The following is a 16,784-nucleotide window of genomic DNA, read 5'->3' as shown; positions in this document are numbered from 1 at the left end:
AATCCGGGGCGGGGCGGGTAGCGTTCCGCCGATGCCTTGGCCGCCGCTTTCGGGGGCGGCACAGTCCCGGAGATTTCCGCCATGACCCATCCCGTTCCGATCCATTTCCGCGCCGTCGATCTGGAGGCGCTGCCCCGCCTATCGGGCCGCATCGTGGCCTTTGCCGACGGAACTTCGGGCCTTGGCGCCGCGCTGCGCCGTCTGGACCGGCTGACCAAGGGCGCGGTCGCCCGTATGCTGCAGAGCGAGGCTTTCGAGCGTCTGAAACCGGGTGAGGCGATGGAGCTTGCCTTTCCGTCGGGCCTCGCTTGCGACGCGCTGCAGGTGATCCGCCTGCCAAGGCGCGCCGATGCCGCGCAGGCGCGCAAGGCCGGCGGGGCCATCGGCCGTGCCCTGACCCCGGCAGGGGCCACGGTCCTTGCGGAGGGCCATGCGCAGGTCGCCGAGATCGCCTTCGGCACGGCGATGCGCGCCTATGACTTCACCGCCCACAAGACCGGCGACCGCAAGGACCCCGGCCATGTCGTCTTCATGGTCGCCAATCCCGAGGCGGTGGCCGCCGCCGCCGCCCCCGGTGCCGCCGTGGCCGAGGGCGTCTTCTTCACCCGCGATCTGGTGAACGAACCGGCCAATATCCTGACCACCTACGACTTCGCCGCCCGCCTTGCGGCGATGCAGGAACTGGGTCTGGACGTGGAAATCCTTGAGGAAGAGCAACTTGCCAAACTGGGCATGGGCGCGCTTCTGGGTGTGGGGCAGGGGTCGGAAAGCCCGTCCAAGGTCGTGGTCATGCAATGGCATGGCGGTGACAAGGAAGCGGCCCCCTTCGCCCTTGTCGGCAAGGGCGTGGTGTTCGACACGGGCGGCATCTCGATCAAGCCTGCGGCGGGCATGGAAGAGATGACGATGGACATGGGCGGCGCCGCTGTGGTGGCAGGCGTCATGCGGACGCTTGCCCTGCGCAAGGCCAAGGCCAATGTCGTGGGGCTGGTTGGGCTGGTCGAGAACATGCCCGACGGGCGCGCGCAGCGACCGGGCGACGTGGTCCGCACCATGAAGGGCGACACGGTCGAGGTGATCAACACAGATGCCGAAGGCCGCCTCGTTCTGGCTGATGTGTTGTGGTATGCGCAGGAGCGGTTCAAACCTTCGGGGATGATCGACCTCGCCACGCTGACAGGCGCGATCATCATCGCGCTGGGGCATGAAAATACGGGCGTCTTTTCGAACAGTGACGATCTTTGCAACGCCTTCCTCAAGGCCGCGCAGGCGGAGGGCGAGGGGGCATGGCGCATGCCCATGGGCGATGCCTATGATGCAAAGCTGAAATCCCGCATCGCCGACATGATGAACGTGGGCGGGCGCGATGGCGGGGCGATCACGGCGGCGCAGTTCCTGCAACGTTTCGTCAAGCCCGAAACGCCATGGTGCCACCTCGACATCGCGGGCACGGCGCTGCTCAAATCCGAAAGTACCCTTGCGCCCAAGGGGGCGACGGGATGGGGCGTCATGGCTCTGAACCGTCTTATCCGCGAGAAGTTCGAAGGAAAATAGGGGCGCAAAGCGCCATGACGGGTGACTTGCGGGGGCGCCACTGAAAGGGAGGGCGGTCCGTCGCGCGCCAGGCCTCCCCGGTAGAACCCCGTCGGGCGGAGGCGGTGTCGGGCCAAGGCGTCTTGCTGGAAACGACGGATCTCATGGCTTGGCCGAACCGGAGGCGAGCCTGAGAACTGCCGCAGGCAAACGGTCAAGAGGCAATTCTTCCTCCACGGCCCCGGCGAGGAATGCCTCCTTCGGCATCCCGTAGACGACACAGGACGCCTCATCCTGCCCAAGGGTGCGTGCCCCTGCGTCTCGCATTTCTCGCAGGCCCATTGCGCCGTCATCCCCCATGCCGGTCATGATCAGGCCGACGGCGTTCCTCCCCGCGGAGCGCGCCACGGACCTGAACAACACATCCGCCGAGGGGCGATGGCGCGAAACCAGCGGCCCGTCGCGCACCTCCACCCGGTAGACAGCACCTGACCGCACGACGACCGTATGCCGGTTGCCCGGTGCGATCAGGGCGTGCCCGCGCAGAAGGCGGTCGCCATTCTGGGCTTCGCGGACGGAAATCCGCGCAAGGCTGTCGATGCGGCGGGCAAAGGCCGCCGTGAAGGTTTCGGGCATGTGCTGGACGACCACGATCGGGGGGCAGTCCTCCGGCATCGCACAGAGCAGGTGCCTCAACGCCTCCGTCCCGCCGGTGGAGGCGGCAACCGCGATGATCCGCTCTGTGGTGCGTGCCATCGGCGCATTCGCCCGCGGCGGGGGCAACATTTCATCGGCAGAAAGCTTGGGTTCCGTACCCGCTGCCTTCCGGGCCTTTCCCGGTTTCGCCTGCGCGGCTGCCTTGACCGCCATTCGGATGCGCTCATGGCTGTCCTGCAGGAACTGGCTCGTCCCGATTTCCGGCTTGCAGATGATCTCGACGGCGCCCGCCTCCAGCGCACGGATCATGGTTTCACTCTTGTCGCTGACCAGCGAAGAGCAGACCACGACGGGGATCGGATGCTGCGTCATCAACTTTCGCAGGAAGGTGATCCCGTCCATACGCGGCATCTCTACATCCAGCGTGATGACATCGGGCACGATGTCCTGAAGATGCCGGGCGGCGATGAAGGGGTCGGAAGCGGCCCCCACCACCTCGATCTCGGGATCGGAGGACAGGACATCCGTCATCACGCGGCGGACCGAGGCACTGTCATCCACGATCAGGACCCGGATTGTCTTTCCGTTCTTGGGCATCAACGCAGCTTTCGGTAGATGGAGGGGCCCACCTGCAGCAGATCGGGCGGCACCGGGTTCAGGCTTTCGGAATGTCCGGTCAGCAGGAACCCGTCCGTGCGCAGGCGCGACAGGACGTTCCGAATGGCATCGCGGCGCCCTGCGGCGTCGAAATAGATCAGGACATTTCTCAGGAAGGCCACATCTACCCAACCGTCCGGTAGCTGGCCCTGCTCGACAAGATTGATCTGATGAAAGACTGCCCGTTTGCGAATCTCGGGCGCGATGCGGAACAGCGGGGCCTTCCCTTCCACCTTCCTCGACCGCAACAGGTAGGCCTTCCTGAAGTCTTCCGGCAAGCCCGCGATCTCGGCTTCGGCATAGACTGCACGCCTTGCCCTCTCCACGACGGGGGCCGAGATATCGGTTCCGATCACGTTCCATCGGATCGGCCGTGTCTGTCGCGCGGAAAACCGGTCAAGAACCATTGCCGCGGTCCAAGCCTCCGCGCCCGTCGAACAGGCAGCGCTCCAGACCGAAAGGGGCCTTTCGATCCCGCATCCCAGCGCCGCCAGCGCGGGCAAACCGGCTAAGTCCAGCCATCCGAACTGCGAAGGCTCACGGAAAAAGGAGGTCGTATGCGTCGTCAGTGCCTCGACCAGGGCACCGATCTCCCGATCTGCGCGCGTGCGGTTGTCCTGAAGGCTGTGGATATAGGCTCCGAAGTCACCGATCCCTGTTGCCCTTAGCCTGCGGTTCAGCCGCTGTTCAAGGAAGGCAATCTTCTCCGGGGCAATCGAAAGGCCCCCCCTTTCCCGCGCAAGCTTGCAGATGAAGGCCGCCTGAACGCCGGATAGTCGCGCACCGGTTGCGAAAGGGGCGGCTTGCATCAGCTTGCGAAGTCGAACAGATCGTCCGCCTCTTCCCCGATCACATGACGATGGTCGAGGACAAGCACAAGCCCGCCAGCGATACGCGCGACGCCCTTGACGAGCGCGCTTCCGCCCCCCTCCTTCCGGCCGCCCGGCGGGGCCTCGATCTCGTCCTGCGTCAACTCCACCACGCTCAGCACGGAGTCTGCGATTATTCCGATGGGCCGAGTGTCGTTCCCCTTGCTTTCCATCAGGATGATCCGTCTGCCCCTCTCCAATTCCGGCATCACGCCCAACCGATGCGAGATGTCGTAGACGGCGACACCCTCGCCCCTCGCGTCGATCAGCCCCACCACCTCGGAAGAGCTATCGGGCAGCGGCGTGAAGGGCTGTTCGTCCAGGATTTCCCGAACTGGTGCCACGGAAACGGCAAAGCATTGCCTGCCGATGCTGAATGTCAGGAAGGTATCGGGGTCTTCCTGTGTCAGCCTGGCAGATGGATCTGCCTCAAAAGCGCGGGCAGGTGAGGTCTGTACCATTTCTAGACTCCGATCTTCATTGCAAAGCCAGCAACCGCCACGGCCGCTGGCTTCCAGATGTCAGTACCGGACGAAATCCGCGTCGGTCAGTTTCTCGTCGCCCAGATCGAGCCGGATACCGTTCACATGGCCGTTGGTGGCAGTCTGCACCGCCGTCCCTTTGCCGCGCAGCGGTGCGGGCTGCGAAATCCGGATCGCGGGTTTCTCCCTGACCCCCGTCGGCATTGCCGAGGCGGCAGGGCGCGCCGACGTCCCATTGGCGGCAAGCTCGCTCTGGCGGGCATCCAACTTGAAGAAGGAGATGACCCCGCGCAACTGATCCGACTGCGTTGCCAGCCCATCAGAGAGCGAGGCTGCCTCCGTCGCTGCGGCTGCGTTCTGCTGGATCACCGAGTCGAGCTCGCGGATCGCGCCGTTTATCTGCTCTGCGCCAGTCGTCTGTTCTGCTGTCGCAGCGCTTATCTCCTGGACGAGATCCGAAGTCTTCTGGATCGCGGGCACCAGTGCTGCCAGCATCTCACCCGCTTTCTGGCTTACTTCCAGAGTGCTTCCGGAAAGTTGGATGATCTCGGCCGCCGCCTGCTGGCTGCGTTCGGCGAGTTTGCGCACCTCGGACGCTACCACCGCAAACCCCTTCCCGTGCTGGCCTGCCCTTGCCGCCTCGACGGCGGCGTTCAGGGCAAGAAGGTCAGTTTGGCGGGCGATTTCCTGGATGATGTTGATCTTCTCGGCGATGGTCTTCATCGCGCGAACAGCGTCATCCACGGCCTTCCCGCTTTCCTCCGCCTCGCGTGCGGCCTGTCGCGCGATCTTTTCGGTCTGAGAGGCATTGTCCGCCGATTGCCGGATGTTTGCGGTCATTTCCTCCATGGCCGAAGAGGCATTCTCGGCGGCCGCCGCCTGTTCTGTCGCGCCCTGACTGAGCTGTTCTGCGGTTGCGCTCATGGCTTGGGCCCCCTCGGCAACGCCAGTGGCGTTAACCGAGGCCTGCGAAACCACCTCGCGCAGCTTTCGCAGCATCTCCTCGAAGGCAATCCCCAGCGCGTCGACCTCAGAGCGACGCTTGGTTTCCACCGAAAGATCACCTTGAGAAATGCGTACCGCCACGTCCGTCATCGTCCTGAGAGAGCCGTTCATGTCCCCCATCGCAGTCATCAAATCTCCGATCTCGTCCCGGGACTTCGCCGAGGTGTCGACGGTGAGGTCTCCGTCGGCCACTGACTTTGCAACGCTTACGGCTCTCGCAAGGCCCCGACTCAGCGAAATGGCGATCCATGTGGCAGCAGCGATGGCAAGGAGTGCCGCGACTGCTGCGAGACCGACCAGCCTGTTCTTCGCCGATTCATATGCAACCTCCGCCTCGGTTCTTGCGGTCGACATGGAGGTTTCGCTGTTCGCGACGAGTTTCGACACCCGTTCATGGATGCTGTTCAGGATGGGCAAGACGGCGCCATTCATCTGGGTCAGCGCACGCGCACGGCTGTTCTGACCGGCGAGGTCCAGAACGCGTTCGGAAACGGTCATGAACCGGTCTGCCGCGGTCCCTAGTTCCGTCCGCTCCTCCGGCACAGCCGTGCCCAGCGCGCGAAGCAAAGCCGCCATATGGTTCTGCATTTCCGCTTGCCGCGCGTGACCGACGGCAACCTGTTCGGCGACGACAGCCTCGTCGTCCACCATGATTGCGTTCTTCTGGGCAAGCAGGATGGCATTCACGTCGTCGCGGATTTCGGCAATCAGGGAGAGTACCTCCGTCTGTGCATTCGGGCCCTGAAACTGGGTTTCCCGCGGCGCGGCCTCCAGTCGTTCCAGCGAGGCGAAGACTGCCTCGGCCGCCATCCTCATCTCGCCCAGGCTGAGTGTCATCGCCTGTTCGGTCGTCGAGGCCTTGCCCAGCTCGATGGCCTTGTCGGTTTCGGTCGTCAAACCGCTTCGTATGGCGAGGATTTCCTCGACAAGGACCTTGTCATTCCCGGTGGCAACCTCATTAAGGGCCTGCAGCAGGGCCGGGTTCGACTGCCGGGCGGCAAGGATCCGTTCTTCGGCAGCCTTCATGACCTCCGGGTCGGGGGAAAGGATCAGTTCGTTCACGGCAAGTTCGACCTGATAATAGCCGGCCCGTATCTCACCTGACAGGCGCACCATCTCGGCCTCCTGATCGATGATGTCGTTCAACGTCAGGTTGGCATTCGATAGGTTTCGGATCGCGATCCACGACAATGCGCCAAGGATCAGAAGGATGATCATGAACGCGGCGATCAGTCTGGCCTTCAAGGTTATACGCATTACTCCACTCCGTCAGGAAGTCTGGGTTGCGTTCTCATCCGGAGAGAACAACGTTTCGGTGTTGAGAAGGACGACCAACCGGTCGTCCAACTGGGCGACGCCGCGCACATAGGCCTTGGGCCATCTCGCCCCGAGTTCGGGAACGGCATCGAGGGTCAGGCCGTCAGCATCGACAACACCGATGACCGTGTCGGCGGCAAGGGCCACGCGCGTGACGACCTCCTCGACCGGCAGTTCCAGCACGATCAATCGACCGCCGTCTGACTGCTGTGATCGCTGCGGCATCCGCAACTTGCGCCTGATGTCCAGCACCGGTGTCACGATCCCCCTGACATTGATCAGGCCGGGTGCATGTTCCGCCGCGTTTGGCACAGGGGTGACTGGCAGGGGATCGATGACCTCGTGGATAAGTGCGACAGGGATGGCGAAGCACTCCCCCGCGATGCCGAAGGTGAGTAGCGATTGCGGGTTCGCGTCGTGGCTGGTTTCACTGGCTTGCATCGGAACTTCCCCTCAGGCCGCCGCTTTCCTTGATGACGCAAGCCCGCCGCGGACGAGTGACGCGACGTCAATGATCAGGGCCACCGCGCCATCGGGAAGGATTGTCGCTCCCGAAAGCCCCTCGACGGTACGGTGATAGGGAGAGAAGGGCTTGATGACCGTTTGGTGCTGCCCGATGATTTCGTCGACGATGATCCCCAGCCGAAGGCCGTCCGCGCGAACGATGACCATGCGGCGGTCGGATTCGCCGCTGCCATGGCCGTGGAAGACCTCCGCGAGGTCCAGCCAGGGAACGAGATGGTCGTGGATGCGGACCATCGTCCTGCCGCTGTCATGGCTGCAGTCTAAGGTTGCGATGTCGACGCATTCCTCGATCGCCGAAAGGGGCAGCACGTAGATATCGCTGCCTATGCGGACCAGAAGACCGTCGATGATCGACATCGAAACAGGCAGCTTGAGGGTGATCCTTGTCCCCTCGCCCCTGTTGGAGACGACTTCCACCTTGCCCCGCAGGGCTTCAATCGCGGTCTTGACCGCATCCATGCCCACGCCCCGTCCCGAGACCTTGGATACCGTCTCCGACGTCGAAAAACCCGGTGCGAAGATCAGGTTTCCAAGCTGCGCATCCGGGACATCGGCATCTTCCTGCAAAAGGCCCCTTGCGATGGCCTTCCTGCGGATCGCCTCCAGATTCAGTCCGCCGCCGTCATCCGAAATCACGATGGCCACCTCGCCACTTTCGCGCTGGGCCACGAGGGAAACGGTGCCGTGCCTTGATTTCCCGGCTGCGAGGCGTTGGTCGGTCGGCTCGATCCCGTGATCGACCGAGTTCCGGATCAGATGGACCAGAGGCTCGGTCAGGCGATCGATGACGTTCTTGTCGATTTCTGTCTCGCCCCCATCGGTGACGAGGAGGACGTCCTTGCCAAGATCGGCGGACAGGTCCCTGACGACCCGGCGGAATTTTCCGAACACCGTCTCGATGGGCAGCATCCGGATGCCGAGCGTTGCATCCCGAAGGCTGGCGACCAGCCTGCCCATCTCTTCGGCCAGCGTATCCAGTTCACCGTTGCCGATGGTTTTCGACAGGCTCTCCAGCCTTGCCTGCGCGATCACCAACTCTCCTAACTGATCGACGATGGCATCCAGGCGCCCCGAAGCGACACGGATTGTCTCGTCCGACGGTGCAGGCTGCCGTGTTGACTTTGCCGGGACATCGACCTTCGGGCCCGGTTCCGTTGCCGAAGGTCCTTGTCGCGCAAGCGGTGTTTCGTGCGGCGGTGGTTGTTCGGTGATTGTCAGATCGGCCGAATCCGCGAAGATGAACACCGCATCGATGGCGCTGCGTGTTTCGGAGGTATCGAGAACCACGTTCCAGCCGAGATAGCTGGTCAGGGGATCGAGGGCATCGAGAGGGGGCAGGTCCGAGGCGTCGATGTTCAGCGTGACAAGTCGACCCAGTTCCTCCAGTTCGGCGAGCAGCAGATCGGGCCGCATGCCGTTGCGCAGCGACACTGGGTTGGGCTTGAAGTGAATGTGCCAGCGTCGTGCCCGGCCTGCATCCTGCGTGGCCGCGCCTTGGTTGGCGGCTGGCCTTGGCACCGTTGTCCCTTCCCTTTCGACGAGGCGCGCCAATTCCTCCAGCAGATGCCTTGCCTCGGGGCTTTCGGACAGGGCCTTGGCGCCGCCATTCAACCCTTCTGCCAGAAGGGCCTGCATGTGGTCGCGGGCGCGGAGGGAGAGATTGATCAGATCAGGGCCAATGACGACAAGCCCGTCCCGGACGCGATCGAAGGCATCCTCGAAATGATGGGTGAAGGCAGCAAGTTCGACGAAGCCGAACATGCTCCCCGATCCCTTGATCGTATGGAGGGCCCGGAAGACTGCATCGATCGTTTCGGGTGAGGCGACCTTTTCGAGATCAAGGAGCTGGCCCTCCAATCCCTCGATCTGTTCCTGGGCTTCCTCGATGAAGGTCTCGGTCGGGGAGGGCAAACCGGTCATCGTCAGCCCGCCAACTTCTTGACCACCGCGACGAGCATGGAGCTGTCGAAGGGTTTGTTGATCCAACCCGTGGCACCTGCTGCCCTGCCTGCCTCCTTCAGTTCCGGCTTTGTTTCGGTGGTCAGCATGATCACCGGCACCCCGGCACCACGCGGCGTCTTGCGCAGCGCGCGGATGAAGTCGATCCCGTTCATGACGGGCATGTTCAGGTCGGTGATGACGAGGTTCACGGGTTCGCTATCGAACTTTCCAAGGCCGACAGAGCCATCTTCGGCACCGATCACCCGGTAACCCAGCGGCCTGAGGGTGAACTCGATCATGTCGCGGATCGACTTGCTGTCATCCACGGATAGGATTGTTCCTGACATCCTCGTCCTCGCTGAAATTGGCTTGCAGGAGTATGCGGCGTGCATTGTCCCCGAACCGAACGGCGGAACCGGCGGCATGCGGGGTCTTTGCGGTGGCGATGAGCAGCTGGGTCGCAAAGGCGGTGGGTCTGCCCGCCGTGATGTCCACCGTCAGGGGGTGATCGCGTCTCGCCGTGGCAAGGGCCATCCTGAGGGCGGCCGCCTGTTCGATGGCCATTGCCGCGTCGCAGTTGGACGGCAGGTCGATTCGGTCGTCTATCGGCGTTGCGGGGGTCATCTGCGGGCCTGTCCTGCTGTCGCGTCCTTCCGTTTGTAACGCGAGAGTCTTGCCGATCCCCTAATGCCTCAGGCCTTTGCCGGACGATCCGGACGGTGCAGGGCCACGCTGTCGGTCACGCTTTGTAAACGCGTTCGGCGGTAGGCTCGCCCCAGCAAACGAAGACCGGGCGGCCTCGCGCATGTTGGACTCCTTCTCCCTGATCGACTCTCTGACTGCCTCTACCGACCGGGCATTCGGGCAGGTCTCCGCTCTCATGAATGACGTGCGGGATGGTCTGGGTGCGCTCTGTACACTTGTGGAGGATCTCGACGCGGTCCTTCAGAACCAGCGGGCGAATTCCAAAGCCTTCGGCGAGGTTCAGGCCGCGGCGGCGGACCTTGCGGCGGCGCTGTCCGCAGCATCCGCTGTCGCCTCGTCGAAGGAGACGATGGAGGCGGGCAAGACGACAAGCGGACTGATTGCAGACATTTTTCAACAGTCCCGGATCATCGACGCGGTTGCCCAGCTTACACTCGTCACCGCCAATTCCATGAATGCAACCGGCTTTGAAAGCTATGTCGGCGATCTGCGCGACCTGAACTCCGTGCTGGCCGCTGACTCGGCGTCGCTGGACGTGGCGGTTTCCGCCGTGCTGAACGGCAGAAGACGCGCCGCGAGGCTGTTCGCCATGTCGCAAACTTCCGTTGGCAGCATCGTTCGGACGCTGGAGGACTGTTCGGACAGGCGCGCCCGCGCAAACGGCCGATTCGACGATCTGCTGATGGCGACGGGGACGGTCGCGGCGCAACTCCCGCAGATCAACGCGCAAGAGACCGGGGCGCTGGTAAGGGCGATGCAATTCTCCGACGCCGCCTCACAACGCATGGGGCACATCCGGATGATCCTTCCGCAGGAAGGGCATGAAGGCAGGGTTCTGGCAGGCGCGCAGATCATCGCCCTGCGCGAGGCCATGCAGGAGCAGGCAACGGCAATCGGCACGAGCCTTGACTGCATCGGACGGGTGCTTCGCGCTGCGGCAGGCGTACTCGATTCCCATGGCACCACCGGAACGCAAGGCGCCGAGGAAGCCGTGGAACTGGGCCGGACATTGCTTGTCTCTGTGGTCGAGATCTCGTCCCAGGCAATGTCGCAGATCGAGGCGGCGGGCAGGGAAGGCCGGGGTCTGAGGGAAACCGCGGATGAGGCGATGCGGCTGTTCGGCCAGATGATCGGCACGATCGAGAACATCCGCCTCGCGGCCATCAATGCCTCCCTGCTTTCCAAGCGAGACCAAGGAAAGGAGCGGGCCCTGGCCGTCCTGTCGCAGGAGGTCCAGCAGCAGGCCGCGTCCTGTGCAGATGCGTCGAATGCCTGTCGGGGCGTGATTGTGAAATTGGCGCGCAGCGAGGATTTGGAGGCCTTCGCCACTGTCGTGGAGCGCGGGCTGATGTTCTTCCGCAGGGTCGAAGAGGCGAATGCCGGGTTGCGCATGGCCAGTGAGGCCCTCATCGAGATCGGCCGTCTGCGGGATGCGGCTCGCAACAAGCTGGACCTGCTGGACGGAGCTATTCAGGCGGCAAACGAAGGGATGGCCGCGATGCGCGGTGCCGCAACCGAATTGGCGGATTTCGCGGCCACCCTGCCGAGACACCTGCCGGAGGGAAGCGACAGCCTGCTTGACCTGATGTCGATCTACACGATGGAAGCCGAGAGAGAGGTGCACAGGGCCGTTTTCGGCTTGCCGCCGGAGGAAGCCGCCAAGACTGGCGCGCAGGACGACGATCCCCTCGCGGGCGTCCTTTTCTGAAGGCCCGGATGCGGCCGCCCGGCGAGTGGGTCCGGCAAAGGGCTGCCGGAGCACGGGCGATCCGATGGACGCAGGCCCCGCCGCGCTTGCCGAACCGGGAACCGGCCACTATCACGCGCAATGGGGGCTGTCCCGTCCGGATGGCCGCGGGGCGGCCAATCCGGGCGCAACCCCTGTCGGGGCGGATGGATCAACCGGACCGGCGCAAGGCGCACCGGCATTGAGCGAGGGGGAAGATGGGCGTCGTCATGTTCTACCACCTCACGCGGTCTGCGCCGGAAGAGACGCTGTCCATGCTCTTGCCGCGCGCGCTGGGGCAGGGATGGCGCGTGATGGTGCGCGGCACCGACCGTGACGCGCTGAACCGTCTGGACACGCGGCTCTGGCTGGACGAGGCGCATCCGTTCCTGCCCCATGGCATGGAAGGCGGGCCGCATGATGCGGTTCAGCCCATCCTCCTTGGCCTTGGCCCCGCCGTGAACGCGGCGCAGGGGCTCTTCCTCATCGATGGTGCCGAAACGACGGTGGAAGAGGCGCGCCCGTTGGAACGGGTCTGGCTTCTGTTCGACGGTGGAGATGGCATGCAACTCTCTGCCGCGCGGCAGAAATGGAAGGCTCTTACGGAGGCAGGCCTGCCCGCGCAATACTGGTCCGAAGAGTCGGGGCGCTGGGAGAAGAAGGCCGAGAAGGGATAGGCCGCTGCCGCCCTATCGCCGCAGGATCATCCGGTCGCCCGCGATTTCCACCCGGTAGAGCGAGAGGTATTCCATCCCCAGCAGCGACATCTCCATTTCGCCCTGATTGACCCATGCCGCGAAATCCGTGTCGCGATAGGGGCCAAGCTCCACCTGCGGCAGCAGCACGCGGGCGGTGGCAACGGTCCCGTTGGCCGTCTGGGCGCGGCCAAGGTAGACAAGGCTGTCGAGATCAATCCCAAGCCGACGGGCATCGTCCTGCGACAGGACCATGTTGGTGGCCCCGGTATCGGCCATGAACTCTACCTCCGTGCCGTTTACAGCAAGCGTGATGTAGTAATGCCCGTCCTCTGCGCGGGGGATGACGATCTCTCCGGCCTCCGAGATCATCTGTTGCGGGGCGAGATCGGTCTTCAGGTCGTTCCACAGCCCGTATCCCGCCATGACGCCCACGAAGATGAGGCCCCAAGCCGCGGCAGTGCGCAGGGTCTGGCCCATGCGGTGGCGGAATTCCACGATCACATAGCCGCCCACCGCCAGCAGCAGCAGGACAAGATAGAACAGCCGGCCTGTGGTCTCTCCGTCCATCGGATGCGTCTCTCCTTTGCGGGGGATATGGGGGCAGAGGCCGTCCGGTGGAAGGGTCAGCCGATCAGGCCCGTCCCCTTCACCCCGTCGATCACGAACTGCACCGACAGTGCGGCCAAGAGCATGCCCAGAAGGCGCGTGATGACGATGGTGCCCGTCCGTCCCAGCAGCCGCTCCAAGGGCGGCGAGGCCAGAAGGAACAGGAAGGTCACCGCCAGAACCACCGCCATCAGCGCCAGCACGGCGAATGTGCCGGGCCAGCCCGGCGCCTGCCCGACCAGCAGGATCATCGTGGCAATCGCGCCCGGCCCGGCGATCAGGGGCGTGGCCAAAGGGAAGACCGACGGGTCATGGTCCGGGTCGGTCTTCTGCCCCTCGCGCCGCTGGGTGCGCCGTTCGAACAGCATGTCGAGCGCGGTCAGGAACAGGAGTATCCCCCCCGCGATCCGGAAAGCGGGCATCGAGATGCCCACGAAGCCAAGGATCGCCTCGCCCGCCAAGCCGAACAGCAGCAGGAGCGACGCCGCGATGAGGCAGGCCCGCAGCGCCAGCCTGCGGCGATGCTGAGCATCCATCCCCTGCGTCAGCGCGATGAAGAGAGGCACCAGCCCCGGCGGGTCGATCACCACGAAAAGCGTGGCGAAGGCGGTGATGAGGAAGGCGGTTTCCGGCACGATGTCACTTTCACGGTTCCGCGCCAAGCTTAGGCGCAGCCGTCCCCTCTGGCCAGCCCTTCAGACGATGCGCGGGCCAAGGCTGGCCGGATCGATGCCGGGGGTGGACCAGAACTCGGCGGCAAAGGGCGGCAGGCGCGACAGCACACGGTCCAGATCCTCGCGCAGCACCGCCTTGCGCAGCGCGACGGCCGTTCCCGCGACCACGCCGTCGGGCGCGATGTTGTGATGCCGCCGCAAGGCCTGCGCCTCGCGCGTCCAATCGGCGCGGGTTCCGGGCGGGGCAGGGGGAAGCGACAGGTCCCAATCCGCCACGAAAAGCGCCCGCAGGACCGATGGCAGGACCTGCGCGAAGTCGATGGCCTGTTGCGGCGTCAGGCGGCGGCGGAAGGCGCGCAGGGTGCCTTCGACGGCGGTGAAGGTGGAATGGTCGGTCGGCGTTCCGATGGCCTCCTGCGCGTCGGAAAGGAAGGCCTGCCATTCCCGCGTCGCCTGACGGTAGGTCCATGGCATGGGCATGGCCTCAGCCCGCCTCGGCGGCGTCCAGCGCCTCTTGCGCCGCTATCCACAAGGCCTCGGCCTTGGTCATCGCCTCTTCGCATTCGGCGAACTTGCGGTTCCAGCTTTCCAATTCGTGAATCTTCGCATCGTCATAGAGCGCAGGATCCGCCAGCTTGGCCGAAAGCTTGCCGTGCATCTCTTCCAGCTTGGCGATCCGCTCTTCGCATTTGCGCACCTCCGCGCGCAGGGAAAGGATTTCGTCTCGGCCTATTTTCTTTGTCTTTTCAATGGGTTTGGCGGCGTTTTTCACCTCGTCCTCGCCTGATAGCAGCATCCGGCGATAGGCTTCCAGATCCTCGGTGAAGGGCGTCACCGCCCCTCCTTTCACCAGCCAGAGCCGATCCGCCACAAGCGACAGAAGGTGCATGTCATGGCTGACAAGGATCACCGCGCCCGAATATTCCGTCAGCGCCTCCACCAGCGCCTCGCGGCTTTCGATGTCGAGGTGGTTCGTGGGTTCGTCGAGGATCAGGAGATGCGGCGCGTCAATGGTGGCCAGCAGCAGCGACAGCCGCGCCTTCTGCCCGCCCGACAGGCGGCCCACCACGGTTTCCGCCTGATCCGCCATCAGGCCGAACCCCGCCAGACGCGCCCGCAGCTTGGGCTGCCCCTCATCGGGGCGCAGGCGTTGCAGGTGCTGCAGGGGCGTTTCGTCCACATGCAGCTCGTCCACCTGATGCTGCGCGAAATAGCCGATCCTGAGCTTGCCCGACCGATGCACCCGCCCCTCGCAGGCCTGCAACTTGCCCGCCAGCAGTTTCGACAGCGTCGATTTCCCCTCGCCGTTCCGGCCCAAGAGGGCGATCCGGTCATCCTGATCGATCCGCAGCGACAGTTTGCGCAGCACGGGCGGCCCGCCATAGCCCACGGCGGCCCCTTCTAGGTTGATGATGGGGGGAGAAAGCTCTTCGGGTTCGGGAAAGGTGAAGACCACCCGTTTGGCATCTTCCGGCGCGGTGATCGGTGTCATCTTTTCCAGCATCTTCACCCGGCTTTGGGCCTGCGTGGCCTTCGAGGCTTTTGCCTTGAAACGGTCAACGAAGGATTGAAGATGCGCGCGCCGCGCCTCCTGCTTCTTCGCCTCGGCGGCAAGGACGGCGCGGCGTTCGGCCATCTGGCGGGCGAATTGGTCGTAAGGTCCTGACCAATAGGTGAGTTTGCGGTTGTCCAGATGCAGGATGCCCTGCACCGCGCGGTTCAGAAGGCCGCGGTCATGGCTGATGATCAGCACGGTATGGGGATATTTCGCCAGATAGCTTTCCAGCCAGAGCGCCCCTTCCAGATCGAGATAGTTCGTCGGTTCGTCCAGAAGCAGGAGGTCGGGCTGCGAGAACAGCACGCCCGCCAGCGCCACGCGCATCCGCCAGCCGCCGGAAAAGGCCGAACAGGGCATCCGCTGCTGGTCGGTATCGAAGCCTAACCCCTTGAGAATGCTGGAGGCCCGCGCCTCGGCGGACCATGCGTCGATGTCGGCGAGGCGGGATTGGATTTCGGCGATGCGGGTGGGGTCTGTGGCGGTCTGGGATTCGGCGAGCAGGGCCGCGCGTTCCTCGTCGGCGGCGAGGACGGTGTCGAGGAGCGAGGTTTCCGACGAAGGCACCTCTTGCGCCACGCCGCCGATCCGGGCGCGCGAGGGCAGCGAGATGCTGCCGCCCTCCAGCGCGAGTTCGCCGCGTATCAGCCTGAAAAGCGTGGTCTTTCCCGCGCCGTTGCGCCCCACGAGGCCCACCTTGTGGCCGGTCGGAATGGTGGCGGAGGCCCCTTCGAACAGGGGGCGGCCTTCGACGGAATAGGTGATGTCTTCGATCTTGAGCATGATGCGACAGGGCTTGCCCGAAGGGGGGCGTCGCGTCAACGGCGGCCTTTCCGCCTGTACCGTGCGCGGTGCCGTAATCTGTACCGCAAAGCGTCAGCACGCAGCGGACGCTGCCTTAACGGCGGCTTTCCTTCCGCAAAGGCCCATGCTAGGAGCGCCGCGCATGAATTCCGGCGTGGCGGACTGTCGCCGCGCCCCTGATATGGAGACGCCACAGATGGCCATCGAACGCACCCTGTCGATCATCAAGCCCGATGCGACCAAGCGCAACCTGACCGGCAAGATCGTTGCCAAATTCGAAGAGGCCGGCCTGCGCGTCGTCGCCTCCAAGCGCATCCACCTGACGCCCGCGCAGGCCGGTGCCTTCTATGCCGAACACAAGGAGCGCGGCTTCTATGGCGAGCTGTGCGCGTTCATGGCCTCCGAGCCGGTCGTCGTGCAGGTGCTGGAAGGCGAGGGCGCGATTGCCAAGAACCGCGAAGTGATGGGCGCGACCGATCCGGCCGCCGCCGCCGATGGCACGATCCGCAAGGAATTCGCGCTGTCCAAGGGCGAGAACTCGGTTCACGGGTCGGACAGCGAGGCATCCGCAGCGCGCGAAATCGCCTTCTTCTTCTCGGGCCTTGAACTGGTCGGCTGAGGGGGCGCGGCTTCTGCAGGGAGGGCCGTCTAGCGTCTTTCTATGACGCCAAGGAAATCGAGGGCCGCTTCCAGTTCGGAGCGGCCCTTTTGCGTGGTCGATCCCTTGATCGCGTCGAAACGGGCGCGGAGCGCCTTCTTCTCCTCCCCCTGACAGTCGTTCCATGGGCGGCCCTGCAACCCCATGACCAGCACGTAATAGCCGATGAAATGCGGCGCGGTGCCCGACTGGATCAGCCGCCGATAGGCTTCGTCGGGGCCAAGGGCCTGCACTTCCTCGGCGGAATGGATGCCCGCCTTGGCGAAGGCGGCCTCGGTCGCGGGGCCGAGATTGCGGATGGAAGAGATGGGCGTGCCCATGCGTGACCCCCGGAAACGGAAAACGGGGCCAGCCTAATGGCTGACCCCGCTG

The 16,784-nt window shown here is 64.4% G+C and carries 17 protein-coding genes; 4 read left to right on the top strand and 13 right to left on the bottom strand.

Annotated features, from left to right (window positions below):
- Positions 1–81: 81 nt before the first annotated feature.
- Positions 82–1,554, top strand: coding sequence for a leucyl aminopeptidase (locus TabM4_RS12615; protein WP_434612810.1), 1,473 nt, complete (start codon positions 82–84; stop codon positions 1,552–1,554).
- Between the two features lie 141 nt (positions 1,555–1,695).
- Here the strand turns inward: TabM4_RS12615 and TabM4_RS12610 are convergent, their stop codons facing one another.
- Genes TabM4_RS12610 through TabM4_RS12575 form a run of 8 tightly spaced genes read right to left on the bottom strand, consistent with a single transcriptional unit; the run spans position 1,696 to position 9,610 of the window.
- Positions 1,696–2,787: a protein-glutamate methylesterase/protein-glutamine glutaminase gene (locus tag TabM4_RS12610; protein WP_434612808.1), complete on the bottom strand. Its 1,092-nt coding sequence runs from the start codon at positions 2,785–2,787 to the stop codon at positions 1,696–1,698.
- Complete coding sequence (locus tag TabM4_RS12605; protein ID WP_434612806.1) at positions 2,787–3,656, bottom strand: CheR family methyltransferase; 870 nt, start codon at positions 3,654–3,656, stop codon at positions 2,787–2,789. The genes TabM4_RS12610 and TabM4_RS12605 overlap by 1 nt, the downstream gene beginning before the upstream one ends.
- Positions 3,656–4,177 (bottom strand): chemotaxis protein CheW, encoded by a 522-nt coding sequence (locus tag TabM4_RS12600; protein ID WP_434612804.1) that lies wholly within the window; start codon positions 4,175–4,177, stop codon positions 3,656–3,658. The genes TabM4_RS12605 and TabM4_RS12600 overlap by 1 nt, the downstream gene beginning before the upstream one ends.
- A 60-nt stretch (positions 4,178–4,237) precedes the next feature.
- Positions 4,238–6,460: a HAMP domain-containing methyl-accepting chemotaxis protein gene (locus TabM4_RS12595; RefSeq protein ID WP_434612802.1), complete on the bottom strand. Its 2,223-nt coding sequence runs from the start codon at positions 6,458–6,460 to the stop codon at positions 4,238–4,240.
- 12 nt (positions 6,461–6,472) lie between these two features.
- Entirely contained in the window at positions 6,473–6,961 is a 489-nt protein-coding gene (locus tag TabM4_RS12590; RefSeq protein WP_434612800.1) for a chemotaxis protein CheW, read from the bottom strand.
- A 12-nt stretch (positions 6,962–6,973) separates the two neighbouring features.
- A complete protein-coding gene (locus tag TabM4_RS12585; protein ID WP_434612798.1) occupies positions 6,974–8,965 on the bottom strand; it encodes a chemotaxis protein CheA in 1,992 nt (663 codons plus the stop codon).
- Between the two features lie 2 nt (positions 8,966–8,967).
- The gene (locus TabM4_RS12580; RefSeq protein ID WP_434612796.1) at positions 8,968–9,333 is read right to left on the bottom strand and encodes a response regulator; all 366 of its coding nucleotides are present in this window, start codon (positions 9,331–9,333) and stop codon (positions 8,968–8,970) included.
- Positions 9,305–9,610 carry a hypothetical protein gene (locus TabM4_RS12575; protein WP_434612794.1) on the bottom strand — a complete coding sequence of 102 codons (306 nt, stop codon included), beginning with the start codon at positions 9,608–9,610 and terminating at the stop codon, positions 9,305–9,307. Before TabM4_RS12575 ends, TabM4_RS12580 begins: the two co-directional genes overlap by 29 nt.
- A 181-nt stretch (positions 9,611–9,791) precedes the next feature.
- Between TabM4_RS12575 and TabM4_RS12570 the strand changes: the two genes are divergently transcribed.
- Both TabM4_RS12570 and TabM4_RS12565 read left to right on the top strand, forming a co-directional pair.
- Positions 9,792–11,399 (top strand): hypothetical protein, encoded by a 1,608-nt coding sequence (locus tag TabM4_RS12570; protein ID WP_434612792.1) that lies wholly within the window; start codon positions 9,792–9,794, stop codon positions 11,397–11,399.
- A 236-nt stretch (positions 11,400–11,635) separates the two neighbouring features.
- Positions 11,636–12,094 carry a DNA polymerase III subunit chi gene (locus TabM4_RS12565; RefSeq protein ID WP_434612790.1) on the top strand — a complete coding sequence of 153 codons (459 nt, stop codon included), beginning with the start codon at positions 11,636–11,638 and terminating at the stop codon, positions 12,092–12,094.
- Positions 12,095–12,106: 12 nt separating this feature from the next.
- Here the strand turns inward: TabM4_RS12565 and TabM4_RS12560 are convergent, their stop codons facing one another.
- Genes TabM4_RS12560 through TabM4_RS12545 form a run of 4 tightly spaced genes read right to left on the bottom strand, consistent with a single transcriptional unit; the run spans position 12,107 to position 15,733 of the window.
- On the bottom strand, positions 12,107–12,682 hold the full coding sequence (locus TabM4_RS12560) for a retropepsin-like aspartic protease family protein (RefSeq protein ID WP_434612788.1): 576 nt from the start codon (positions 12,680–12,682) through the stop codon (positions 12,107–12,109).
- A 56-nt stretch (positions 12,683–12,738) separates the two neighbouring features.
- Positions 12,739–13,356 (bottom strand): MarC family protein, encoded by a 618-nt coding sequence (locus TabM4_RS12555; RefSeq protein WP_434612786.1) that lies wholly within the window; start codon positions 13,354–13,356, stop codon positions 12,739–12,741.
- Positions 13,357–13,416: 60 nt separating this feature from the next.
- Positions 13,417–13,875, bottom strand: coding sequence for a DUF2267 domain-containing protein (locus tag TabM4_RS12550; protein ID WP_434612785.1), 459 nt, complete (start codon positions 13,873–13,875; stop codon positions 13,417–13,419).
- Positions 13,876–13,879: 4 nt separating this feature from the next.
- Entirely contained in the window at positions 13,880–15,733 is a 1,854-nt protein-coding gene (locus TabM4_RS12545; protein ID WP_434612783.1) for an ABC-F family ATP-binding cassette domain-containing protein, read from the bottom strand.
- Positions 15,734–15,950: 217 nt separating this feature from the next.
- Here TabM4_RS12545 and ndk point away from each other — a divergent pair, with 217 nt between their 5' ends.
- Positions 15,951–16,373 (top strand): nucleoside-diphosphate kinase, encoded by a 423-nt coding sequence (gene ndk, locus TabM4_RS12540; protein ID WP_281468269.1) that lies wholly within the window; start codon positions 15,951–15,953, stop codon positions 16,371–16,373.
- Between the two features lie 29 nt (positions 16,374–16,402).
- On the opposite strand, the gene TabM4_RS12535 is transcribed toward ndk, so the two are convergent.
- A complete protein-coding gene (locus tag TabM4_RS12535) occupies positions 16,403–16,732 on the bottom strand; it encodes a TfoX/Sxy family protein (RefSeq protein ID WP_434612781.1) in 330 nt (109 codons plus the stop codon).
- Between the last annotated feature and the right edge of the window lie 52 nt (positions 16,733–16,784).

Origin of the sequence: Tabrizicola sp. M-4 (assembly GCF_051132405.1) — a bacterium.
Classification (GTDB): domain Bacteria; phylum Pseudomonadota; class Alphaproteobacteria; order Rhodobacterales; family Rhodobacteraceae; genus Paragemmobacter.
This window is presented reverse-complemented; position numbering and strand designations above follow the sequence as displayed.

Coding starts and splice junctions, on each gene's coding strand:
- TabM4_RS12615 (WP_434612810.1), top strand. CDS start 82: ATGACCCATCCCGTTCCGATCCATTTCCGCGCCGTCGATCTGGAGGCG.
- TabM4_RS12610 (WP_434612808.1), bottom strand. CDS start 2,787: ATGCCCAAGAACGGAAAGACAATCCGGGTCCTGATCGTGGATGACAGT.
- TabM4_RS12605 (WP_434612806.1), bottom strand. CDS start 3,656: ATGCAAGCCGCCCCTTTCGCAACCGGTGCGCGACTATCCGGCGTTCAG.
- TabM4_RS12600 (WP_434612804.1), bottom strand. CDS start 4,177: ATGGTACAGACCTCACCTGCCCGCGCTTTTGAGGCAGATCCATCTGCC.
- TabM4_RS12595 (WP_434612802.1), bottom strand. CDS start 6,460: ATGCGTATAACCTTGAAGGCCAGACTGATCGCCGCGTTCATGATCATC.
- TabM4_RS12590 (WP_434612800.1), bottom strand. CDS start 6,961: ATGCAAGCCAGTGAAACCAGCCACGACGCGAACCCGCAATCGCTACTC.
- TabM4_RS12585 (WP_434612798.1), bottom strand. CDS start 8,965: ATGACCGGTTTGCCCTCCCCGACCGAGACCTTCATCGAGGAAGCCCAG.
- TabM4_RS12580 (WP_434612796.1), bottom strand. CDS start 9,333: ATGTCAGGAACAATCCTATCCGTGGATGACAGCAAGTCGATCCGCGAC.
- TabM4_RS12575 (WP_434612794.1), bottom strand. CDS start 9,610: ATGACCCCCGCAACGCCGATAGACGACCGAATCGACCTGCCGTCCAAC.
- TabM4_RS12570 (WP_434612792.1), top strand. CDS start 9,792: ATGTTGGACTCCTTCTCCCTGATCGACTCTCTGACTGCCTCTACCGAC.
- TabM4_RS12565 (WP_434612790.1), top strand. CDS start 11,636: ATGGGCGTCGTCATGTTCTACCACCTCACGCGGTCTGCGCCGGAAGAG.
- TabM4_RS12560 (WP_434612788.1), bottom strand. CDS start 12,682: ATGGACGGAGAGACCACAGGCCGGCTGTTCTATCTTGTCCTGCTGCTG.
- TabM4_RS12550 (WP_434612785.1), bottom strand. CDS start 13,875: ATGCCCATGCCATGGACCTACCGTCAGGCGACGCGGGAATGGCAGGCC.
- TabM4_RS12545 (WP_434612783.1), bottom strand. CDS start 15,733: ATGCTCAAGATCGAAGACATCACCTATTCCGTCGAAGGCCGCCCCCTG.
- ndk (WP_281468269.1), top strand. CDS start 15,951: ATGGCCATCGAACGCACCCTGTCGATCATCAAGCCCGATGCGACCAAG.
- TabM4_RS12535 (WP_434612781.1), bottom strand. CDS start 16,732: ATGGGCACGCCCATCTCTTCCATCCGCAATCTCGGCCCCGCGACCGAG.